Origin of the sequence: Mesorhizobium sp. M8A.F.Ca.ET.207.01.1.1, assembly GCF_004794715.1 — a bacterium.
Lineage (GTDB): Bacteria > Pseudomonadota > Alphaproteobacteria > Rhizobiales > Rhizobiaceae > Mesorhizobium.
The window spans coordinates 401,526-421,120 of record NZ_SRUS01000003.1 but is presented as its reverse complement, the minus strand read 5'-3'; the positions used below and the strand labels follow the sequence as shown (position 1 = coordinate 421,120).

The 19,595-nt window shown below is 64.1% G+C and carries 19 protein-coding genes and 1 pseudogene; 12 read left to right on the top strand and 8 right to left on the bottom strand.

What is annotated here, in order from left to right:
* The first annotated feature begins 16 nt into the window (after nt 1-16).
* The gene (locus EN850_RS10765; RefSeq protein WP_189524161.1) at nt 17-1,441 is read left to right on the top strand and encodes a sodium:proton antiporter; all 1,425 of its coding nucleotides are present in this window, start codon (nt 17-19) and stop codon (nt 1,439-1,441) included.
* On the opposite strand, the gene EN850_RS10760 is transcribed toward EN850_RS10765, so the two are convergent.
* The 8 genes from EN850_RS10760 to gcvA form a co-directional block, all read right to left on the bottom strand.
* Nucleotides 1,442-2,149, bottom strand: a complete 708-nt coding sequence (locus EN850_RS10760; RefSeq protein WP_135930167.1) for an ABC transporter ATP-binding protein — start codon at nt 2,147-2,149, stop codon at nt 1,442-1,444.
* Nucleotides 2,146-2,871 (bottom strand): ABC transporter ATP-binding protein, encoded by a 726-nt coding sequence (locus tag EN850_RS10755; protein ID WP_135921961.1) that lies wholly within the window; start codon nt 2,869-2,871, stop codon nt 2,146-2,148. The genes EN850_RS10760 and EN850_RS10755 overlap by 4 nt, the downstream gene beginning before the upstream one ends.
* A complete protein-coding gene (locus EN850_RS10750) occupies nt 2,868-3,830 on the bottom strand; it encodes a branched-chain amino acid ABC transporter permease (RefSeq protein ID WP_136091215.1) in 963 nt (320 codons plus the stop codon). The genes EN850_RS10755 and EN850_RS10750 overlap by 4 nt, the downstream gene beginning before the upstream one ends.
* Nucleotides 3,827-4,708 (bottom strand): branched-chain amino acid ABC transporter permease, encoded by an 882-nt coding sequence (locus EN850_RS10745; protein ID WP_135921959.1) that lies wholly within the window; start codon nt 4,706-4,708, stop codon nt 3,827-3,829. Before EN850_RS10745 ends, EN850_RS10750 begins: the two co-directional genes overlap by 4 nt.
* Before the next feature lie 221 nt (nt 4,709-4,929).
* Entirely contained in the window at nt 4,930-6,234 is a 1,305-nt protein-coding gene (locus EN850_RS10735) for an ABC transporter substrate-binding protein (RefSeq protein WP_127278104.1), read from the bottom strand.
* Nucleotides 6,235-6,391: 157 nt separating this feature from the next.
* On the bottom strand, nt 6,392-7,543 hold the full coding sequence (locus EN850_RS10730; protein ID WP_246689175.1) for a hypothetical protein: 1,152 nt from the start codon (nt 7,541-7,543) through the stop codon (nt 6,392-6,394).
* Nucleotides 7,544-7,841: 298 nt separating this feature from the next.
* Nucleotides 7,842-9,146 carry a nicotinate phosphoribosyltransferase gene (gene pncB / locus EN850_RS10725; RefSeq protein WP_136091214.1) on the bottom strand — a complete coding sequence of 435 codons (1,305 nt, stop codon included), beginning with the start codon at nt 9,144-9,146 and terminating at the stop codon, nt 7,842-7,844.
* A gap of 119 nt (nt 9,147-9,265) precedes the next feature.
* A complete protein-coding gene (gcvA, locus tag EN850_RS10720; RefSeq protein WP_127871275.1) occupies nt 9,266-10,237 on the bottom strand; it encodes a transcriptional regulator GcvA in 972 nt (323 codons plus the stop codon).
* A gap of 210 nt (nt 10,238-10,447) precedes the next feature.
* Here gcvA and speB point away from each other — a divergent pair, with 210 nt between their 5' ends.
* The 11 genes and pseudogenes from speB (at nt 10,448) to EN850_RS10665 (ending at nt 19,534) form a co-directional block, all read left to right on the top strand.
* The gene (gene speB / locus EN850_RS10715; RefSeq protein WP_136091213.1) at nt 10,448-11,509 is read left to right on the top strand and encodes an agmatinase; all 1,062 of its coding nucleotides are present in this window, start codon (nt 10,448-10,450) and stop codon (nt 11,507-11,509) included.
* Nucleotides 11,510-11,590: 81 nt separating this feature from the next.
* Entirely contained in the window at nt 11,591-12,400 is an 810-nt protein-coding gene (locus EN850_RS10710) for a transporter substrate-binding domain-containing protein (protein ID WP_136091212.1), read from the top strand.
* A 6-nt stretch (nt 12,401-12,406) separates the two neighbouring features.
* Complete coding sequence (locus EN850_RS10705; protein ID WP_136091211.1) at nt 12,407-13,063, top strand: amino acid ABC transporter permease; 657 nt, start codon at nt 12,407-12,409, stop codon at nt 13,061-13,063.
* On the top strand, nt 13,060-13,707 hold the full coding sequence (locus EN850_RS10700; protein WP_135921954.1) for an amino acid ABC transporter permease: 648 nt from the start codon (nt 13,060-13,062) through the stop codon (nt 13,705-13,707). The genes EN850_RS10705 and EN850_RS10700 overlap by 4 nt, the downstream gene beginning before the upstream one ends.
* Before the next feature lie 145 nt (nt 13,708-13,852).
* A pseudogene (locus tag EN850_RS10695) lies at nt 13,853-13,966 on the top strand (amino acid ABC transporter permease); the annotation flags it as partial.
* 210 nt (nt 13,967-14,176) lie between these two features.
* Entirely contained in the window at nt 14,177-14,935 is a 759-nt protein-coding gene (locus EN850_RS10690; protein WP_246689182.1) for an ABC transporter ATP-binding protein, read from the top strand.
* The gene (locus EN850_RS10685; RefSeq protein WP_136091209.1) at nt 14,922-15,653 is read left to right on the top strand and encodes an ABC transporter ATP-binding protein; all 732 of its coding nucleotides are present in this window, start codon (nt 14,922-14,924) and stop codon (nt 15,651-15,653) included. Before EN850_RS10690 ends, EN850_RS10685 begins: the two co-directional genes overlap by 14 nt.
* Nucleotides 15,650-16,552, top strand: a complete 903-nt coding sequence (locus EN850_RS10680) for a branched-chain amino acid ABC transporter permease (RefSeq protein ID WP_135921952.1) — start codon at nt 15,650-15,652, stop codon at nt 16,550-16,552. The genes EN850_RS10685 and EN850_RS10680 overlap by 4 nt, the downstream gene beginning before the upstream one ends.
* On the top strand, nt 16,549-17,598 hold the full coding sequence (locus EN850_RS10675) for a branched-chain amino acid ABC transporter permease (RefSeq protein WP_136091208.1): 1,050 nt from the start codon (nt 16,549-16,551) through the stop codon (nt 17,596-17,598). Before EN850_RS10680 ends, EN850_RS10675 begins: the two co-directional genes overlap by 4 nt.
* Nucleotides 17,595-18,773 carry an ABC transporter substrate-binding protein gene (locus EN850_RS10670; RefSeq protein ID WP_135921950.1) on the top strand — a complete coding sequence of 393 codons (1,179 nt, stop codon included), beginning with the start codon at nt 17,595-17,597 and terminating at the stop codon, nt 18,771-18,773. Before EN850_RS10675 ends, EN850_RS10670 begins: the two co-directional genes overlap by 4 nt.
* Nucleotides 18,770-19,534, top strand: coding sequence for a cyclase family protein (locus EN850_RS10665; protein ID WP_246689174.1), 765 nt, complete (start codon nt 18,770-18,772; stop codon nt 19,532-19,534). The genes EN850_RS10670 and EN850_RS10665 overlap by 4 nt, the downstream gene beginning before the upstream one ends.
* Nucleotides 19,535-19,595: the final 61 nt, after the last annotated feature.

The window sequence follows — 19,595 nt, the reverse complement described above, 5'->3', positions numbered from 1 at the left end:
GGGCAGAGGGGGATGCATGCCGATGGCGATCGGGGCGGCCGGCGCGATCATCGTCGCGTTGCTGTTTCCGGCATCGGCCTTGGCGGCAGAAGAGCATGGCCTGCCGGGCGCCGCCATGTCGCTCTGGTGGGCGCTGCCTTTTGCCGGACTGCTCCTGTCGATCGCCACCGGTCCGCTGCTGTTCCACCATGTCTGGGAACACCACTACGGCAAGATCGCTGCCTTGTGGGCGGCGCTGGTGATCGTGCCGCTCGCGGTCGCCTTCGGCACCCCGGCGGCAACCGAGGCGGTGCTGCACGCGCTGCTCACCGAATACATGTCGTTCATTGTCCTGCTGTTTGCGCTCTACACGATTTCAGGCGGCATCCTGCTTGCCGGCAACATCCACGGGACACCGCTGGTCAATGCCGGACTGCTGGTCGTCGGGGCGGCGCTTGCCTCGGTGATCGGCACGACGGGCGCCTCGATGATCCTGATCCGGCCGATCCTGCGCGCCAACGACAACAGGCCTTTCAATGCCCATGTCGTCATCTTCTTCATTTTCCTGGTGTCCAACATTGGCGGCTCGCTGACGCCGCTCGGCGACCCGCCGCTGTTCGTCGGCTTCCTGCGCGGCGTCGATTTCTTCTGGACGACCGCCAATCTCTGGCGCGAGACGCTGTTCGTCGTGGTGGTCGTGCTCGCCGTCTTCCTGGCGATCGACCTCATCCTGCACCGGCGCGAGGCCGGGGCACCGAAGATCAAGGACCCAACACCGGACACGAAAGTGCGCCTGCGCGGCCTGGCCAACGTCCCGCTGCTGGCCGGTGTGATCGGCGCCATCCTGCTGTCGGCGGCCTGGAAGCCGGACGTGAGCTTTTCCGTGTTCGGCGTCGGTCTCGAACTGCAGAACCTGGTACGCGACGCGATCATCCTCGCGCTGGCCCTGCTATCGCTTCCCCTCTCCTACAAGAGCCACCGCCGAGCAAACGGCTTCAACTGGGGACCGATCGCGGAAGTGGCCAAGTTGTTTGCCGGCATCTTTATCTGCATCGTTCCGGTCGTCGCCATTTTGAGAGCCGGCCATGACGGCGCGCTGGCGCCGCTGGTCGCGCTCGTCACCTCGGCGCAAGGCACACCCAACGACCTCGCCTATTTCTGGCTGACCGGGGCGCTGTCGTCCTTCCTCGACAATGCGCCGACCTATCTGGTGTTTTTCGAGCTGGCCGGCGGCGACCCCCAACACCTGATGACGGAGTTCGCCTCGACGCTTGCCGCGATCTCGGCGGGCGCTGTGTTCATGGGCGCCAACACCTATATCGGCAACGCGCCCAACTTCATGGTCTATGCCATTGCCAGGCATCGTGGCGTCAAGATGCCGGGCTTCTTCGGCTATATGCTGTGGTCCGGGCTGGTGCTGATTCCGACCTTCTTGATCGCCGGCTTTCTGTTTCTCGGTTGATCAGCCGACACCGACATAGCGCCTGACCGCTGACGGGTCGGCGCGCAGGGCGTCGACATCGACCGTCTCGCGGTTGCGGCCGTTCTCGATGAACGAGACTCGGTCGGCGACCGACAACACAGCGTCGACCCGCTGCTCGACCAGGATGGTGGAGACGCCCAGCTCGCGCAGCTTCGATACAGTCTCGCGGATCTTGGCGATCATCGACGGCATCAATCCTTCGGTCGGTTCGTCGAGCAAAAGCACCTGCGGCTCGAGACAGAGCGCACGCGCCATGGCCAGCATCTGCTGCTCGCCGCCGGACAAGGTGCCGGAGCGCTGCTTCAGCCGCTGGCGCAGCAGGGGGAAAAGATCGAGGACGTTCTCCTTCGTCGCCTTGCCCTTGCCGCGCGCCATCAGCCCGATCTCGATATTCTCGGCCACCGTCATCTCGGCGAACAGCCGCCTTCCCTGCGGCACGTAGGCGACGCCGGCCTTCGGCACCTCATGCGCCGGCAGGCCGGTCAACTCCCGGCCGGCGAGCCTGATCGAACCGGCACTCGCCGGAACCAGGCCCATGATCGCTTTCAGCGTCGTCGTCTTGCCGGCGCCATTGCGGCCGAACAGGCACAGCACCTCGCCCTTGTTCAGCACGAGATCGAGCCCGTAGAGCACCTGGACCTCGCCATAGAAGCAGTCCAGCCCCGAGATCACCAATGCATCGGTCATGGGGCGGTCCCCAGATAGGCGTCCTGCACCGCCGCGTCGTTTCGGATCGCTTCGGGCGCGCCCTCGGCCAGGATCCTGCCGGCGTTGAAGACGGTGATGCGGTCAGCCAGATGCATGACCACAGGCATGTTGTGCTCGATCAGCAGCACGGTGGCGCTCTTGGCGATGTCGCGTACCAGCTCGACGAAATTGTCGATCTCGCTATCGGCAAGGCCTTGCGTCGGCTCGTCGAGGATCAGCAGGCGCGGCTTCAGCGCCAGGCCCATCGCCACTTCGAGCAATCGCTGATGCCCGTAGGACAACTGCCCGGCCGGCATATGGGCGCGGTCGGCCAGCCCGGTGCGTTCGAGCGCCGACATGACGCCGGCGCGCACCGCACCCTTCGAGCGGCCGTCGCTCAACGTGCGCTGCACCGGCAGCGCGACATTGTCGTAGGCAGGCAGGTTGGCGAAAACGCTGGTGATCTGGAAGGTGTAGGCGATGCCCTGGCGGACCCTGACATAGGCCGGCAGGCCGGTGATGTCAGCGCCGTCGAAGAGGATCGCTCCCGAAGATGGCCGGATGCGGCCGCTGACCAGGCTGACGAAAGTGGTCTTGCCTGCCCCGTTGGGGCCGATGACGGCGCGGATTTCTCCGGGCATCAAGGTGAAGTCGACGCTGTCGACGGCGCGCAGGCCGCCGAAATTGCGCGACAGGCCCTTGGTGGTCAAAAGCGGCGTCATGGCAGCCATCCGAGCCAGCGCTGGCGGATGCTGCCGAGAATGCCCTTGGGGAAGAACAGCACCAGCAGGATCAGCGCAACGCCGACGATCAGCAGATAGGCCGATGTGTAGCCGCTGGTGACGTCGATGACATAGTACATGAACAGCGTGCCGATCAGCGGTCCGAGCGTCGTGGCGGCACCCCCGAGCAGCACCCACAGCAGCGGCAGGATCGAGTATTGCACCGAGGCGAAGCTCGAGCCGACATAGCCGAACAGCAGCGCGTAGGCGGCACCCGAGGCAGCGCAGATCGTGCCGGAGACGACGACGGCGGCGAGCTTGTTGGAGAAGGTGTCGTAGCCCAGCATCTTCGTGCGTTCTTCGTTCTCGCGGATGGCGACCAACACGCGGCCATAGCGGGACCGGACGATGGCGAGCGTGATCAGCAGCACGAGTGAGAACAGCGACAGCGCGCAGATATAGCGCACGGTCGGGTTGGTGAGGTCGAGCGAGGTTGCACCGAAAGAGAGGACCCGCGCCGGCTGCGGCACCACCATGCCCTGGTCGCCCCCGGTCCAAGCCGCGAAATAGAGGATGGCGAGATAAAACACCTGGGCGAACATCATGGTGACGATCATGAAGGCAACGCCCGTGGTGCGCAGCGCCAAAAGGCCAATGATCAGGGAGAGGACGGCACCACAACCGAGACCAGCGCCGAATGCCGCGGGCACGCTCCAGCCGAGCTGGATGACGGCGAGTCCGGCGCCATAGAGCCCGGCGCCGAAGAACATGGCGTGGCCCAAACTGAGCAGGCCGACATAGCCGAACAGCATGTTGTAGCCCATGGCGAAGACCGCTAGCACCATGATGCGGGCGAGCAGGCCGTGATAGTACTCCGGCAAAAGGAAGCTCAGCACGAAGAGCAGGGCGATGACGCCGAGATGCAGCGCGTAGGCCTTTGCCGGCGAAGCTTCGCTCATCGCGATGCCGTCCCGAACAGGCCTTGCGGCCGGAACACCAGCACCATGGCGACCAGCAGCGTGGCGATGATCTTGGCCAAGGTCGGCGAGAAGAACATCGAGATGATGCCGTCGGACAGGCCGATCAGCACGGCGGCGACGACGGTGCCGCGCAGCGAGCCGAGGCCGCCGATGATGACGACGATGAAGGACAAGAGCAGCGGGTCCTGTCCCATCAGGTAGTGCGCCTGGCTGATCGGCACGATCAGCACCGCAGCGATCGCCGCCAGCATGGCGCCAAGCGCGAAGACGCCGCCATAGACGCGGCCGACAGAGATGCCGAAGGCTTGCGCCGTCTCGCTGTCGTACTGCGTGGCGCGCATGATGAGGCCGATCTTCGTGCGCGTCAGCACCAGCCATGTCGCGATCAACAGGACAGCGGATGCGGCGATGATCGACAGCTTGTAGCCGGAATAGCCGAACCACGGCAGAAGGATGCGATAGCTGAAGGGCGGCTCCACCGGCCGCGCTTCGGGACCATAGAAAGTCAACGCCAGCTGCTGGATGATGTAGAGCATGCCGATGGTGGCGACGATGGTGGCTTCAGGGTTGTAATTGAGCCGGCGCAGCACCAGCCGTTCGGCGACCACCGCGATGGCGCCGACGATCAGTGGCGCGATCACCAGCGCTGCCAGGAAGCCGAGCGCGGGGTGGCCGCCGATTGCTGATGTGATCGCCCAGGCAAGCACGGCGCCGAGCATGAAGAACTCGCCGTGGGCGACGTTGACGACACGCATGACGCCGAACACCAGCGACAAGCCCAGCGCCGTCAGCGCCAGCACGGCCGAGGTGACGAGGCCTTCGAGGGTTGCCAGGAGGAGATGAGGTCCGAAGTGCATTGATTACACGCTTGATAGGGCGGCGCGAAGCGCCCCCCTCTGCCCTGCCGGACATCTCCCCCTCAAGGGGGGAGATTGGCAGCTCCTGCGACGGCTCTTTTTTTCCATCGTCTGCGATTGGCGAAACCCGCCGTAAAATCCAATCTCCCCCCTTGAGGGGGAGATGTCCGGCAGGACAGAGAGGGGGGCCTGGGCGCTCACGCTTGCTGGAAAAGCAACGCCTACAGCGCCTGCGTCGTGTAATCCCCTTCGGCCTCGTAAAGCCCGTCCTCGATCTTGGTCTTGTGCACGACCTTGAGCTTGCCGCCTTCGACCTTGGAGATGTTCTGGATGCCAAAGCACTGATGAATCTTGCCGTTGAAGGTTTTCGGCCCTTGCGGATGCTCAGGCCCTTCGGCGAATTCCTTCAGCGCTTCGGTCGCCTCGACCAGCTTGGCGCGATCTTCCGGTCCCTTGTAGCCGGCGTCTTCCATCGCCTTCTTGACGACGTAGAGCGTCTCCCAGCAGCCGAACATGTGCGCGGCGGTGGAGACATCCTTGGGATCGCCGACAGCGGCGCCATTGTCGTCGATGCCGACGGCGGCGCGATAGGCTTTCTGCGCGGCGGAATCATCCGGTTGCGCATAGCGCGGCGAGCCCTCCCAAAAGTGGCTGCCGTCGAGGAATTCCAGGCCGGGGCTATTGATGTCGGTGGCTTCGAGCGAATCGATGAAACCGAACAATTGCGGCCGGTTGGAGCCGTAGAATTCGCCGAGTTCCTTGACGAAGGTGAGCACCGCCGGTCCGACCATGACATGGTAGATCACCTCGGTCTCGGCCGGGATCTGCGGGAAATATTTGGTGAAGGACGATTCCGTCGGCGGAATGGCGATCTGGGCAATCACCTCGGCGCCTTGCGCCTTCAGCGCCGGCGGCAGGTAGTCGCGATGGTCGTAGCCGAAGGCGAAATCGGGGAATATTTGCGTCACCTTCTTGCCGGCATTGGCCGCGATCCACGGCGCCATCGACTGGATCTGGCTCTTCACATCGGTGATGCCGGGCTGGAAGACGTAACGGTTGAGCTTGGTCGAGGCGACGTGGTGGCCTTCGCTGACGACGAAATAGGGCATCTTGGCTTCGCCGGCGGCGGGCGCCGAGCCGATGACGACATGCGAGAACAGCGTGCCGAAGACGATGTCGGTCTTGTGCTGTGTGGCGAACTTGCCGACCACCTCGGCGCCGCGGCCAGGATCGGTGCCGTCATCCTCGATGATGACCTCGACCTGACGGCCATTGATGCCGCCGGCGGCATTGATCGCCTTGATCGCGGCGGCGGTGGTCTTCTCATACCAGCGGCCATAGGCGGCGCCGATGCCGGTTCGGTGCGACTGGAAACCGATCTTGATCGGCGCCGAGCTTTGCGCCTGGGAATAGCGGACAAAGCCGGGCGCCATGGCGAGACCGGCGCCGGCGGCGAGACCCTTCAGCGCATTGCGGCGGGTAAGTGTGGTTTTGGAGAGGTCAAAAAATCCGTTCTTGTCAGTCACGTTCGTTCCCCTGTTTTTGCGTTTTGACCAACGATAAGGCGGCTCGAACATCCTCGGCAAGAGGATGCAAAATTGCATGTGTACAAACTAAATCACCAAAGGCTTGGCCTGGCAAGCGAGCTTTCCGTGGCGGCAAGCCCGCACGGGATGGCTTGTCTCATCCGACCGTCGGCGTGGCAAGCAGCCAAAGACCGAAAATGGTGTAGGCGATCATCAAAACAGTGAGCGGAAACTGGCTGAGCGCGGCGCGAGTGGGCTGGGGATGCAGGCGCCAGGCAAAGCCGTGGGCGACGAGAACCGCCAGCACATGGCCAAGGATGATGGCGCTGGCCTGGACATTCCACAGCCACCATGCGGAGCCGGCGCCGGCAACGATGCCGGCTTCGACCTGCATGTCGGCGGTGCCGAACAGGTTCCAGCCCAGCGCGAATGGATCGGACAGGGAGGCCAAAGCATACTGGCCGTCGACCAGCAGCGCCGTCAGATAGTGCGCGACATGATAGGCGAGCGCGATCGGCACGATCGACCACACCAGCAGTCCCGCCGACTGGGCGAGAGACCGATCGCTGCGGGCAAGACGCTGGCCGAGAAAGACGGCGAGAAGGAACACCGCTGTCAGCAGCGCGAATGTCATACCGAGTCCCAGCGTGCCGCTGTCGATCACCGCCGTGCGGCCGGGAAATTCCAGCGGGTTGATGCCGAACAGGCCGAGCCAGAAGAAGGTTTTCGACAGGCCGTCGAACGAGACCGAGGACAGAGCGAGCAGCAGGAACGCCATGCCGCTGGCCGGCAAGGGCTCGGCCGCGAGCAGCTTGGCACCTGGCCAGCACAGCGCAAGCCGGCCGTCATCGTCGCGCGCGACCGGCGCGAAGCGCGCCACCATCGAGAAGAAGATGCCGAGGAATTCGCCGCCACGGCTCCACTTGTCGTAGCCGAACACCCGCATGGCGATGAGGGTAACCAGCCAATAGAGGCCGGCGGCAAAGGCAAGCCGTGCCGGATCATCGGGCGCAGGATCGATGAGTTCGAACCAGGCAAAGGCCAGGAACAGGATGACGGCCGGCCAGCAGCCAAGCCATTGCGGAAGTGGCCTGGCCACCTCATCGCCTCTGCCCATCAGGCGGGACAGCAGCCGCCACGGGCCGTACCACGGGTTGAGCCACGACCAGAGATCACCGAACACGCTTTGCAGCAGGGTCAGCCCGGTCCATAGCAGCGTCCATACCACCAGCGGCAGCGGGTTAGAGAGCGGATCGCGGCTGCCGAAGGGGCCGGCGGTGATGAGGATTACAAAGCCGGCAAAGGACACTAAGCTGATAGTGGCTCGGGCACTGTCACTGAATGTGAAAAGCGGCAGGCGCCGACGCCAGAAACGGTCGAGGGAAGCAGGTGGGAGCAATGCCAGGACGAGGAAACTGGCTGCTACGGCGAAGGCGCCGCCGATGAGATAATAGCCGGTTGGAAGGAGCAGGACGTGGCCACGGTCGGAGGCGTGGGCGAAGGCGGGGGTGGGTAAGACGAGCCCCAAAGCGGCAGACAGCAACGCTAATGACCAGCGACAGCCCTCTACGGCGGGACTCGACCTCTCCAAGATCCCGCCTACCTCCTCAAACCTTGACCAGTTGCTCCACGCGATCCTTAGCGCCAAAAATCCGCAAATACCGCTCGATCTCCTTGAGATCGCCGGTCGCCTTGGCCGGGTTGTCGGACAGTTTCACCGCCGGCCTGCCATTGGCCTCGGTCACCTTGCAGACCAGCGATATGGCATCGAGGCTGTTGGTCTCCGTCGGCGCGCAGCCTTCGAAATCATTCGTCAGGTTGGTGCCCCAGCCGAAGGACATGCGCACCTTGCCTTTGAAGTGGCGGTAGGTTTCCTCGATGCTCTCCACCTCGAGCCCGTCGGAGAAGATCAGCAGCTTCTGCCTGGGGTCCTTGCCCTTCTCGCGCCACCAGTCGATGATTTTTTCGCCGCCCTCGATCGGCGGCGCGCTGTCGGGACGGAAGCCCGTCCAGTCGGCGACCCAGTCCGGCGCGTCGCGCAGGAAGGAAGCGGTGCCGAAGGCGTCGGGCAGCACGATCAGCAGATTGCCGCCATAGTAACGCTGCCAATCCTGCAGCACCTTGTAGGGTGACTGCTTCAGCTCTTTTTCCGAATTGGCGAGTGCCGCAAACACCATCGGCAGTTCATGCGCGTTGGTGCCGAGCGCTTCGAGGTCGTTGTCCATGGCCAGAAGCACATTGGAGGTGCCGGTGAAGGCTTCGCCAATGCCTTCCTTCAGCGCCTCGACGCACCAGCGCTGCCACAGGAAGGAATGGCGCCGCCGGGTGCCGAAATCGGAAATGCGGATGCCGGGCAGCGCCTTCAGCCGTTCGGTCTTGGCCCACATCTTGGCCTTGGCGCGGGCATAGAGCACATCGAGCGCGAAAGGCCCGTAGGCCCGCATGGCGGCACGGGATCGGAGCTCGTTGATGATGGCGAGCGCGGGGATCTCCCACAGAGTGGTGTACATCCAAGGGCCGGAGAAGGAGAGTTCGTACTGGCCGTCACGCCTGGAGAGCTCATAGTCAGGCAGCCGGAAGCCTTCCAGCCAGGCGAGGAATTCCGGTTCGAAAATCTGCTTGCGGCCGTAGAAATTGTTGCCGCCGAGCCAGATCATCTCCTTCTTGGAGAAGCGCAGCGTGCGGGCATGGTCGAGTTGTTCGCGCAACTCGCCTTCGTCGATCTCGTCGGCGAGCCGCACCGAGGTGGTGCGGTTGATCAGCGAAAAAGTGGCATCGACCTTGGGATACATCCCCCAGATCATCTGCAGCATCAAAAGCTTGTAGAAGTCGGTGTCGAGCAGGCTGCGCACGATCGGGTCGAGCTTCCAAGTGTGGTTATAGACGCGCCGTGCAATATCGGTCTTGGCCATGTCTCGTTACCGCCTTCGCTGCCCTGCCACCACAATAGCGACAGGCCTCATAGCATCGAATTGACCAAAACGCTGCCCGCTTTCAGGCTGGCCCGACAAAAAGAAAGCCCTGCGTGCGGCTACGAGGGTTTGCCGCCCATCACCTTGAGCGCTGGACGTTTGCGGCGGGTGACGAGGCGGCCCGCCACGGGGGCGCCGGCGCGGCCGTCATCCCCCGCCTTCTCGGCGAACAGCCAGTCCATGAACACCTGCACGATCGGCGTCGCCCGCATTTCGTTGCGGCAAACGACATAGAAATCATCGACCGCCGGCACCGACAGGCTGAACGGAGCGACCAGCATGCCCCTGGCCAGCAGCGCGCTTGCCGTCACCGAGTCGCCCAGCGCCACGCCATGGCCGTGCACCGCGGCTTCCGCCGTCATGCGCGCATCGCCGAGATGATGGCGCCGGCCGCGTTCCAGGTCCAGCGCGTCGGCGGCGGCCAGCCAGGTGTGCCACTCGCGGCCATCGTCCCCATGCAGCAAGACATGGTCGGCGAGGTCGCGAACATTGCGGATCGGCCGGTTGTTGATCAGCGTCGGGCTGACCACCGGGAACAGCTCCAGGCCCGACCATTTGCGCATCCAGCAATCGGTCCAGCTGCCATCGCCATAGTGCACGCAGACATCGATATGCGGCGCCCGGATATCCCTTGGGTCGTTGGAGGGGATGAGCGTCAGCTGGATATCAGGATATTGCGCGGTGAAGCTGCCGAGCCTCGGCGTCATCCACAAAAGCAGCAGTGCCGGCACGCAGGACACCGACAGCGCGCCGCTGCTTGCCGGCCGCGTCAGCCTTTGCGTTGCGGCGGCGATGCCGTCGAAGGCCGTCGACACCGCCGGCAAAAGTTCGGCGCCATGCGGGGTCAACTTGACCCGCTGGCCGACGCGTTCGAACAGCTTGACGCCGAGCGATTGCTCCAGCGCCTTGATCTGGTGGCTGACGGCGCCATGCGTGACATTCAGCTCACTCGCCGCCTTGGTCAGCGAGGCATGGCGCGCCGTGGCCTCGAAGGCGCGCAGCGGGTTGAGAGGTGGCAGGCGCTTGGCCATGGGCGCTCGGCTTCATTGTGAGATTTTCTCACAGAAACCACCCTAACAATATCAATTGCTTTTTCAATGCGGCTGCCGGACACTTTTGCCCGGAACAACATCAAGACGTGAAATCTGCATTCAGCCAGCGGGACAGCGGCCCGGCCGGATGACGGTCGGTTCGCCCGAGATCACCGACGGCGACACTGCATCACTTGAGGAGGAGCGGATATGGGATACGATCGCGGCAAGCTCGACGCGCTGCGTCGCAAATATGGCGAGAGCCATGGCGGCGAGATGTTCGACCCGAAATTCCGCAAGGTCGCCGACAAGATCTTTTCCAAGAGCGGCACGCGGCTGGCGCCCTATTCCGGCATCCCGACGTTCCTCACGGCGCCTTATCGCGAAATCGCCGCTGACAATCCGGACTTCGGCGACCTGCAGGTGGCGATCATCGGCGTGCCGATGGATCTCGGCGTCACCAACCGGCCGGGCTCACGCTTCGGGCCGCGCGCATTGCGGGCCATCGAGCGCATCGGCCCCTACAATCATGTGCTGGAATGCGCGCCGACGCATGAGCTCAGGGTCGCCGACATCGGCGACGTTCCGTTCCAGAGCCGCTACAGGCTGGAGACCAGCCACGAGGATATCGAGCGGCGCATCAACCAGATCGTCGACGCCGGTGTCATCCCATTGTCGGTCGGTGGCGACCACTCGATCACGCACCCGATCCTGAAGGCTGTCGGCAAGAAGGCGCCGGTCGGGCTCATCCACATCGACGCCCATTGCGACACCAGCGGGCTGTTCGACCTGACCAAATTCCACCACGGCGGTCCGTTCCGCAACGCGGTGCTGGACGGCGTGCTCGACCCGACGCGCACCATCCAGATCGGCATACGCGGCGCCGCCGAGTATCTGTGGGAGTTCACCTACGAGTCCGGGATGACCGTGGTCCATGCCGAGGAGGTGACCGGTCTCGGCATTCCCGCCATCATCGAGAAGGCGCGCAGGATCGTTGGCGAAGGCCCGACCTATGTGTCCTTCGACATCGACAGCGTCGATCCGGCCTTCGCGCCAGGCACCGGCACGCCGGAAGTCGGCGGGCTGACCACGCGCGAAGTCCTCGAATTGCTGCGCGGCTTCAAGGGCCTCAACATCGTCGGTGGCGACGTCGTCGAGGTGGCGCCGCAATATGACGCGACCACCAACACCGCGCATGCCGGCGCCCAGGTGCTGTTCGAAATCCTGAGCCTGATGGTGTTCAGCCCGGCCCTGGCCGGCAAGGGAGCCTGACGGCCGGAAAGCAAAGGCGGCCGCCGCGCTGGAGCCGGCGGCCGACCCAAACAATCAAAAGCATCCAGAAGGGGAATGACAATGACAATCCGATCGACGTTCAAATCATCCATCACCGCCGTCCTGGTCCTGGGCGCGGCAGGTCTCGGCCTCGCCACGCAGGCGGCCAAGGCCGACGCGCTGGCCGATATCACCAAGGCCGGCACGATCAATGTCGGCGTCTTCGCCGACTTCCCGCCCTTCTCCTCGGCCAGTGCCGACATGAGCCTCAAGGGCTACGACATTGATGTCGCGCAGTACATCGCCGACACGCTCAAGGTGAAGCTCAACACCGTGGCCGTCACCGGCCAGAACCGCATCCCTTACCTCAACGACCACCGCGTCGACATCCTGATGAGCGTCGGCTACTCGAAGGAACGCGAGCAGGTCATCGACTTCGCCGCCGCCTACGCGCCGTACTACATCGCGGTGATCGGTCCGGCAGCGATGTCGGTGAAGGGCAAGGAAGACCTTGCCGGCAAGTCGATCGCCGTCAATCGCGGCACGCTGGAAGACACCTCGCTCACCGAGGCAGCGCCCGCTTCTGCCGACATCAAGCGCTTCGACAACTACAATTCGGTGATCCAGGCCTTCATTTCCGGCCAGACCCAGTTGATGGTCGTCGGCAACGATGTCGGCGCCCAGGTTCTGGCGAAGCAGGACGTGCTGAAGCCGGAGCAGAAGTTCCAGCTTCTGACCTCGCCCTCGCATATCGGCCTCAACAAGAATGAGGATGCCCTCAAGAAGGCCGTCAACGATGCCGTCGCAAAGATGCTCGCTGACGGCAAGCTGGATGAAAGCTCGAAGGCCTGGCTGAAGACGCCGCTCAACCCCGACAATCTCAAGGATTGAGTTGCCGTGGCCTTCGGCTGGCTTCCAGGTGCCGTGGGCGACATCGCGCACGGCGCCGCCACGACGATCCTTTTGATCGCCGTGACCACGCTGGCGGGAACGCTGCTCAGCATTCTGGGTGCCGCCGTACGGCGAAACGGCCCCGCGCTGCTGCGCCACGCCATCGCCTGGTATGTCGAGGTGATGCGCAACACGCCGTTCCTGGTGCAGCTGTTCTTCATCTTCTTCGGCCTGCCGAGCCTCGGCATCAGGCTCGACCCGATCCTGGCCGCCATGCTGGCGATGACGCTCAACATGGCGGCCTACACGATCGAGATCGTCGGCGCCGGGCTCGACGCCGTGCCGCACGGGCAGACGGAGGCGGCCCTGGCGCTTGGACTGCGGCCGCGCCAGGTGTTCATCAAGATCGTGCTGCCGCAGGCGCTCAAGATCATCTATCCCGCGCTGACCAGCCAGATCGTCATCATGATGCTGGAATCCGCCGTTGTGTCGCAGATCGCGGTGCGTGAGCTGACCTATGAGGCCGACATGCTGCAGGCGCGCACTTTTCGCTCGTTCGAGACCTATTTCGTCGTGACGCTGGTCTATCTCGCCCTGTCGATGGCCTTGCGGCGGCTGCTGGTTACAGGCGGGCGCCGCGCGCTCGGAGCTGGCGTGTCATGATCGAGTTCACGCTGTGGGACATCGTGCGCAACCTTCTGCTCGCCGCCCGCTGGACGGTGCTTTTGTCGCTGACCGCCTTCGTCGGCGGCGCGCTGGTCGGAATGGTGGTGCTGTTCTTCAGGATCGCCAAGAACAAATGGAGCCGGCGCCTTGCCTCGGGCTACATCGCCCTGTTCCAGGGAACACCGCTCCTGATGCAGCTCTTCCTGATGTTCTTCGGTCTGCCGATGCTCGGCCTGCGCATCGAGCCCTGGACGGCGGCCGTGCTCGGCCTGACCTTCTTCGCCAGCGCCTATCTGGCCGAGATCTGGCGCTCTGGTGTCGACGCGCTGCCGCTTGGTCAATGGGATGCCGGAGCCAGCCTCGGCCTGCACTATCTGCAGGAACTCAGGCTGATCATCCTGCCGCAGGCGTTCGCCATCACCCGCGCGCCGACCGTCGGGTTCCTGGTGCAATTGATCAAGTCGACAGCGCTGACCTCGATCATCGGCTTCGAGGAGCTGGTGCGGACCTCGAACGCCATCAACAACGCCACTTTCGAGCCGTTCAAAGTCTACGGACTGGTGGCGCTCATCTTCTTCCTGATGTGTTTTCCGCTGACGCAATATGCACGGCGGCTGGAGCGGCGGGCGGCGGCCCGCTAGGGCGATATCGGCGCGGAGCATTCGCCGCGCGACTGCGACGTGTCGCAAGCCGCAGCGCGGACGCGCAGAGCTCCACGAACTGGTCTTCACCGCCAATGACGACGGCGTTGGCAACGGCGGCTATGCGGTTCAATGCCTGAACGCCAATGCCGGCGCCAGCGTCGGCCTGCAATGTCTGCAGGAATTCCGGTTGATCATCCTGTCGCAGGCGTTCTCGATCACCCGTGCGCCCAAGGCTGGCTTCCTAGTGCGTGGTATCGGTCGACGGCGCCGCGATCGCAAAGTCGGCTTGGAGTGGCTCCGCATCGATGCCGGTGTCGTCGCGGCGATGGCAGGCATAGAGCATTCCTGTTAGGAATAGGCCTTGACATGTCGTCGTGCGAATTGTCCATTCGAAGCTTGGCCATGCCGAATGGGGCGGCAAGGGCGGACAGGGGCAAGCCTGCGCGTGGACAGACAGTCGAGCCGAGTGCTGTTGAGGACGGACGGGCTGACAAAAGCCTTCCGGGGCCTGGTTGCACTCCGGGATCATTCCATCGAGCTCCACGAAGGTGAAATCGTCGGGGTGATCGGCCCGAACGGCTCCGGCAAGAGCACGCTTTTCAACCTCGTCACCGGTTTTTCCCAGCCGAATTCCGGCAGCATCGAGATGAAGGGCCGCTCGATCGTCGGCCTGCGCACATCGCAGATCGTCGCGATGGGCATCGCCCGCACCTTCCAGGGGTCTCGCCTGTTCGGCAGTCTCAGCGTCGCACAGAACGTGCTCACGGCGGCGCAGTTGCGCCATCCTGTCGGCTTCGCCGATACGGTGCTGCGCGGCCGGCGCTATCGCCAGCGGGTGGACGCCACGCGCCGGAAGGCCGACGAACTCCTCGACCTCATGGGCCTGACAGATCAGGCCGGCAGGATCGCGGCGGATCTTCCTTACGGCGATCAGCGACGGTTGGAGATTGCGCGTGCGCTGGCGACCGGCCCGCAACTGCTGCTGCTCGATGAGCCCGCGGCCGGCCTTGATTCCAACGAGACCAAGGTGTTGGCGGCGCTGATCCGGACGATCCGCGACCGCTACGGTGTAACCGTGGTCGTCGTCGAGCACGACATGGACCTGATCATGGCGCTGTGCGAACGCATCCAGGTGCTGGCGACCGGCGAGGTGATCTGCGTCGGAACACCGGAGCAGGTACGCGAACACCCGAAAGTGCGGGAGGCGTATCTTGGCCACGCCTAGCCCTGCCCTGCTCAGCGTCGAGAACCTCGAGGTCAATTTCGGCGCGGTGCGGGCACTGAAGCGCATTTCGCTCGACGTCCATGCCGGCGAGGTGGTGGCGCTGGTGGGGGCCAACGGCGCCGGCAAGAGCACCACCTTGCGCACCATTTCCGGCCTGTCGCGGCCGCGTGGCGGCAAGATCATCTTCGATGGCAAGCCGATTGGAGGTGTCGCTCCGTCGCAGATCGTGAGTCTGGGCATAGCGCAGAGCCCGGAGGGAAGGCGGCTGTTCGGCGGCCTGACGGTGGCCGACAATCTGCGGCTCGGCGCCTGCACCCGCACCGACAAGGAGGCCGTCGCCCGGGACAGCGAGCGCATGTTCACGCTGTTCCCGATTCTCAAGCAGAGGCTGAGGCAGCTGGCCGGCACGCTGTCGGGCGGCGAGCAGCAGCAGCTTGCCCTGGCGCGTGCGCTGATGGCGGCGCCGCGCCTGCTGCTGCTCGACGAACCTTCGCTCGGCGTTGCGCCGCTGCTGGTACGCCACATCTTCAGCGCACTTGCCGAACTCAAGCGCCAGGGCATGACGATGCTGCTGGTGGAACAGAACATCGCGCTTGCCCTGGACCTCGCCGACCGCGCCTATGTGCTGCGCACGGGTCAGGTGGCGCTGTCGGGCCTGTCCGCGGAACTGCGCGACAGCGAGCGCGTGGCGCAGGCATATCTCGGGGCGGCAACATGACCCAGCTGGACTATATCCTGCAGCAGATCGTCAATGCGGTGAGCCTCGGCAGCCTCTACGCGCTGGTGGCGGTCGGCCTGTCGATCGTCTTCGGCGTCCTCAAGCTGACCAATTTCGCGCATGGCGACGTCATGATGGTCGGCGCATTCGGAGTAGCACTGCTGGCGGGAGTGGGCGTTCCATTCCCGGTCGCCGTGATCTGCGGCATCGCCGCGGCCGCCGTCGCGGGCTTCCTCATCGAACGCATCGCCTATCGCCCGATCCGCGACGCGCCAGACGTCGCGCGACTGCTGACAAGCCTCGCCGTCACCTACATCATCGAGAATGTCGGCATCCTGGTGTTCACCTCCTCGCCGCGCAATTTTCCACTCCCCGATATTCTCAACACCTCCTGGGAAGTGTCGAACGGCGCCATCACCTTCACCAGCATCAATCTCCTGACCATCGCGCTGACCTTCGTGTCGCTGCTGCTGCTCGGCTGGTTCATCACGCGCACCACGACGGGGCTTGGCATGCGCGCTGCTGCCGAGGACATGTCGGCGGCACAGCTTGTCGGCCTCAACGTCAACCGGCTGATCATCGTCGCCTTCTTCGTCGCGTCCGCCTATGCCGGCCTAGCCGGCATTCTGTGGGCGGCACAAGCCGGCGTGGTGCAGCCGCAGATGGGCTTCACGCCACTCCTGAAGGCCTTCGTGGCGGCGATCATCGGCGGCTTCGGGTCGATCGCGGGCGCCCTGGTCGGCGGTTACATATTGGGCGCGCTGGAGATCTTCATCGTCGCGTTCCTGCCGAGCGCCGTCTCGTCCTATCGCGACGCAATCGTCTTCGCGGTGCTGATCGCCTTCCTGCTGGTGCGCCCGGGCGGACTGCTCCAGCCGAACCGGGAGATAAAGCTGTGAGCCGGGAAACGCGGATCACACTCCTCGTCCTCGCCGCCCTGGTGGCAGGCGCTGCCATCGCTTTTGGTGCGCCGCACGTGCTGAGCGACTATTTCGTCCGGATCATCCTGCTGATCGCGCTCAATGCGATCCTGGTGCTGGCACTGTCGCTGAGCAATGGTTTTACCGGCGTGTTCTCGCTCGGCCATGTCGGATTCATCGGCGCCGGCGCGTATATTTCGGGGATCCTGTCGATCCCGGTGCAGCAGAAGATGGCATTGCTGCCGCATCTGCCGGCGTTTCTGCATGCCTTCAGCCTCCCCTTCCTGCCGGCGACGCTGGTGGCGGGTCTTCTGACGGCGCTGCTTGCGGTGGTCGTCGGGTATCCGTTGATGCGCCTGTCGGGCTACTTCGTTTCGGTGGCGACGATGGGATTCCTGATCATCGTCAACGTGGTGCTGATCAATGCCTCGGATTTCACCAGAGGCGCCCGCACCTTCACCGGCGTGCCGCTGGAGACGACGTTGCCCTGGGTGATGGGTTGGCTCGCCATCACGCTGTTCGTGCTGGCCCGCCTGGTTTATTCGCCTTTCGGGAGCGCCATGAAGGCGGTGCGCGACGACACCATCGCGGCCAGCGCCGTCGGAATCGGCGTGCTGCGGACCAGACTGATCGCCTTCGTTACCGGCGCGTTCTTCTCGGGGGTCGGCGGGTCGCTCTACGCGCACTATCTCGGTTCGTTTTCGCCAAACACCTTTTACTTCGCGCTGACGATGAGCCTGATCACCATGCTGGTGCTGGGCGGCATGGGCTCCCTGACCGGCGCGATTGTCGGCGTCATCTGCGTTTCGCTGTTGTCGGAGGTTTTGCGCGCGGTCGAACGCGGCTTCACCATCGGCGATTTCGCGGTGCCGGCGCTTTTTGGCGCCAGCCAGATCGTGCTCGGCTTCATTTTCATTCTAATCATGATCTTCCGGCCGAAGGGGATCATGGGCGACCGGGAGCTCACGTTCGGATTAACCCAAAGATCGGCAACGGTGAACCAGAGAGAGGAACGAAAACCATGATCAGACTCACTCGACGCGGCACAATCGGCCTGGGACTGGGCGCATTCTTCGCGCTTGCCTCGGCCAGTACGGCACTTGCTGCCGACACGATCAAGATCGGATATCCGGCGAACCTGACCGGCATTCAGGCCTCGCTCGATGGTCCGATGCTGAATGGCGCCAAGCTGGCAGCGAGCCAAATCAACGCCGCCGGCGGCGTGCTCGGCCAGCAGATAGAACTGGTGATCTACGACTCCAAGAGCGATTCGACGACGATCTCGACCGTCGCCAGCCAGTTGATCGACAGTGACAAGGTCGTCGGCATCATCGGCTTCGCCGATTCCGACTCGGTGCTGGCCATCGGACCGCAGGTCCAGAAGGCGCAGATACCATTCATCACGCCCGGCGCGACCTCGCCGAAATTGCCGAGCCAGCTCGGCAACGAGATCTTCCTCGCCGCTTTCGGCGACAATGTTCAGGCCGCGGTTGGCGCGGAATTCGCGCTGAACAAGCTGAACGGCAAGACAGCCTATCTGCTGACCGACATCGGCACCGAATATACAACGCTGCTGTCGGACTACTTCGTCTCCGCCTACGAGCATGGCGGGGGCAAGATCTTGGAGCGCGACACCTACAAGATCGGCGACAAGACCTTTACCGCCCAGATCGCCAAGCTGAAGGCGCTGTCGCCGCAGCCCGACTTCGTCTATTCGTCGTCGAATGCCGAGGAAATCGGGCTGATCCTGAAGCAGATGCGTCAGGCCGGCATCAATCTGCCGGTGGTCGGCGGCGACGGCTACGACACGCCGTTGCTGATCCAGGTCGGCGGCGACGCGGCCAAGGATACCTACTTCACCACCCATGCCTATATCGGTGAGGGCGCCAGCCCGAAAGTGCAGGCCTTCATCGACGCCTACACCAAGGCGGTCGGCAATGCGCCCGAGAACGCCTTCGCCGCGCTCGGCTACGACTCGGTCAAGCTGATGGCCGACGCGATCAAGCGCGCCGGCGCACCGGATCCGGCCAAGATCCGCGACGCGCTTGCCGCCACGTCCGGGCTCGACGGCGTGACCGGCACCATCACCTACCGTCCGGGCATTTCGGTGCCGGACAAGTCGGTTTCGGTCATCGGTGTCAAGGACGGCAAGCTTGTCTTGGCGAGTGAAGCGGCACCGACCTTCGTCGCGGAGCCGTGATCTTGTCGACTCGGGGCTCGCTTTGGGACATCTACAGGTCGCGGCTCTCCGCCGCGACCTTCACCGACCTGACGCATGCCTTTCGTCCGGGCCAGCCGCATTTCCCGGCCTTCCCGGATGAAGAGCGCAACGCGTTGCTCGACTTTTCGAAGGGCGACGCCTTTCAGGTGCACCACTACGCCTTCGTCGGGCAATGGGGCACGCATGTCGACCCGCCGGTGCACTTCATCGACGGCGGCCGCTCGATCGATCAACTGCCGGTGTCGGAGATGCTTCTGCCACTGGTCATCCTCGACATCACCGACAGGGTAGTGGCCGATCCCGACGCGACGCCGACGCTGGACGACATTTCCGCCTGGGAGGCCCGGAACGGCCGCATCCCGGAAAAGTGCTTTGTCGCGCTTCGCACCGGGTGGTGGCCGCGCTGGCCGGACCCGGTGACGTTTCAGAACAGGTCGGCCGACGGTATCTCGCATGCGCCGGGCTGGTCGAAGCCGGTGCTGGAGGAACTTCTGGAGCGCCGCGGTGTCACTGCGATCGGGCACGAGGGCATGGACACCGACCCCGGCCGCGCCACTTCGGCGGGCGATGCAAGTCTGGAATATTATGTGTTGTCCCGCGACTGCTGGCAGATCGAGCTCCTGGCCAATCTCGACAAGGTGCCCGAAGCCGGTGCGTTGATAATGGCAAGCTGGCCAAAGCCGAAGGCCGGATCCGGCTTCCCGGCTCGCGCTGTCGCGATCCACGAAGCCACCGGCTGAACGCCTGAAGCCTCTGTCGGCGGCAGGACCCCGCACAACGACCAGTCAGACACGGAATTCA

Excerpts from the sequence above, each read along its gene's own strand:
- EN850_RS10765 (WP_189524161.1), top strand. The coding sequence starts at position 17 with ATGCCGATGGCGATCGGGGCGGCCGGCGCGATCATCGTCGCGTTGCTG.
- EN850_RS10760 (WP_135930167.1), bottom strand. The coding sequence starts at position 2,149 with ATGACCGATGCATTGGTGATCTCGGGGCTGGACTGCTTCTATGGCGAG.
- EN850_RS10755 (WP_135921961.1), bottom strand. The coding sequence starts at position 2,871 with ATGACGCCGCTTTTGACCACCAAGGGCCTGTCGCGCAATTTCGGCGGC.
- EN850_RS10750 (WP_136091215.1), bottom strand. The coding sequence starts at position 3,830 with ATGAGCGAAGCTTCGCCGGCAAAGGCCTACGCGCTGCATCTCGGCGTC.
- EN850_RS10745 (WP_135921959.1), bottom strand. The coding sequence starts at position 4,708 with ATGCACTTCGGACCTCATCTCCTCCTGGCAACCCTCGAAGGCCTCGTC.
- pncB (WP_136091214.1), bottom strand. The coding sequence starts at position 9,146 with ATGGCCAAGACCGATATTGCACGGCGCGTCTATAACCACACTTGGAAG.
- gcvA (WP_127871275.1), bottom strand. The coding sequence starts at position 10,237 with ATGGCCAAGCGCCTGCCACCTCTCAACCCGCTGCGCGCCTTCGAGGCC.
- speB (WP_136091213.1), top strand. The coding sequence starts at position 10,448 with ATGGGATACGATCGCGGCAAGCTCGACGCGCTGCGTCGCAAATATGGC.
- EN850_RS10710 (WP_136091212.1), top strand. The coding sequence starts at position 11,591 with ATGACAATCCGATCGACGTTCAAATCATCCATCACCGCCGTCCTGGTC.
- EN850_RS10700 (WP_135921954.1), top strand. The coding sequence starts at position 13,060 with ATGATCGAGTTCACGCTGTGGGACATCGTGCGCAACCTTCTGCTCGCC.
- EN850_RS10680 (WP_135921952.1), top strand. The coding sequence starts at position 15,650 with ATGACCCAGCTGGACTATATCCTGCAGCAGATCGTCAATGCGGTGAGC.
- EN850_RS10670 (WP_135921950.1), top strand. The coding sequence starts at position 17,595 with ATGATCAGACTCACTCGACGCGGCACAATCGGCCTGGGACTGGGCGCA.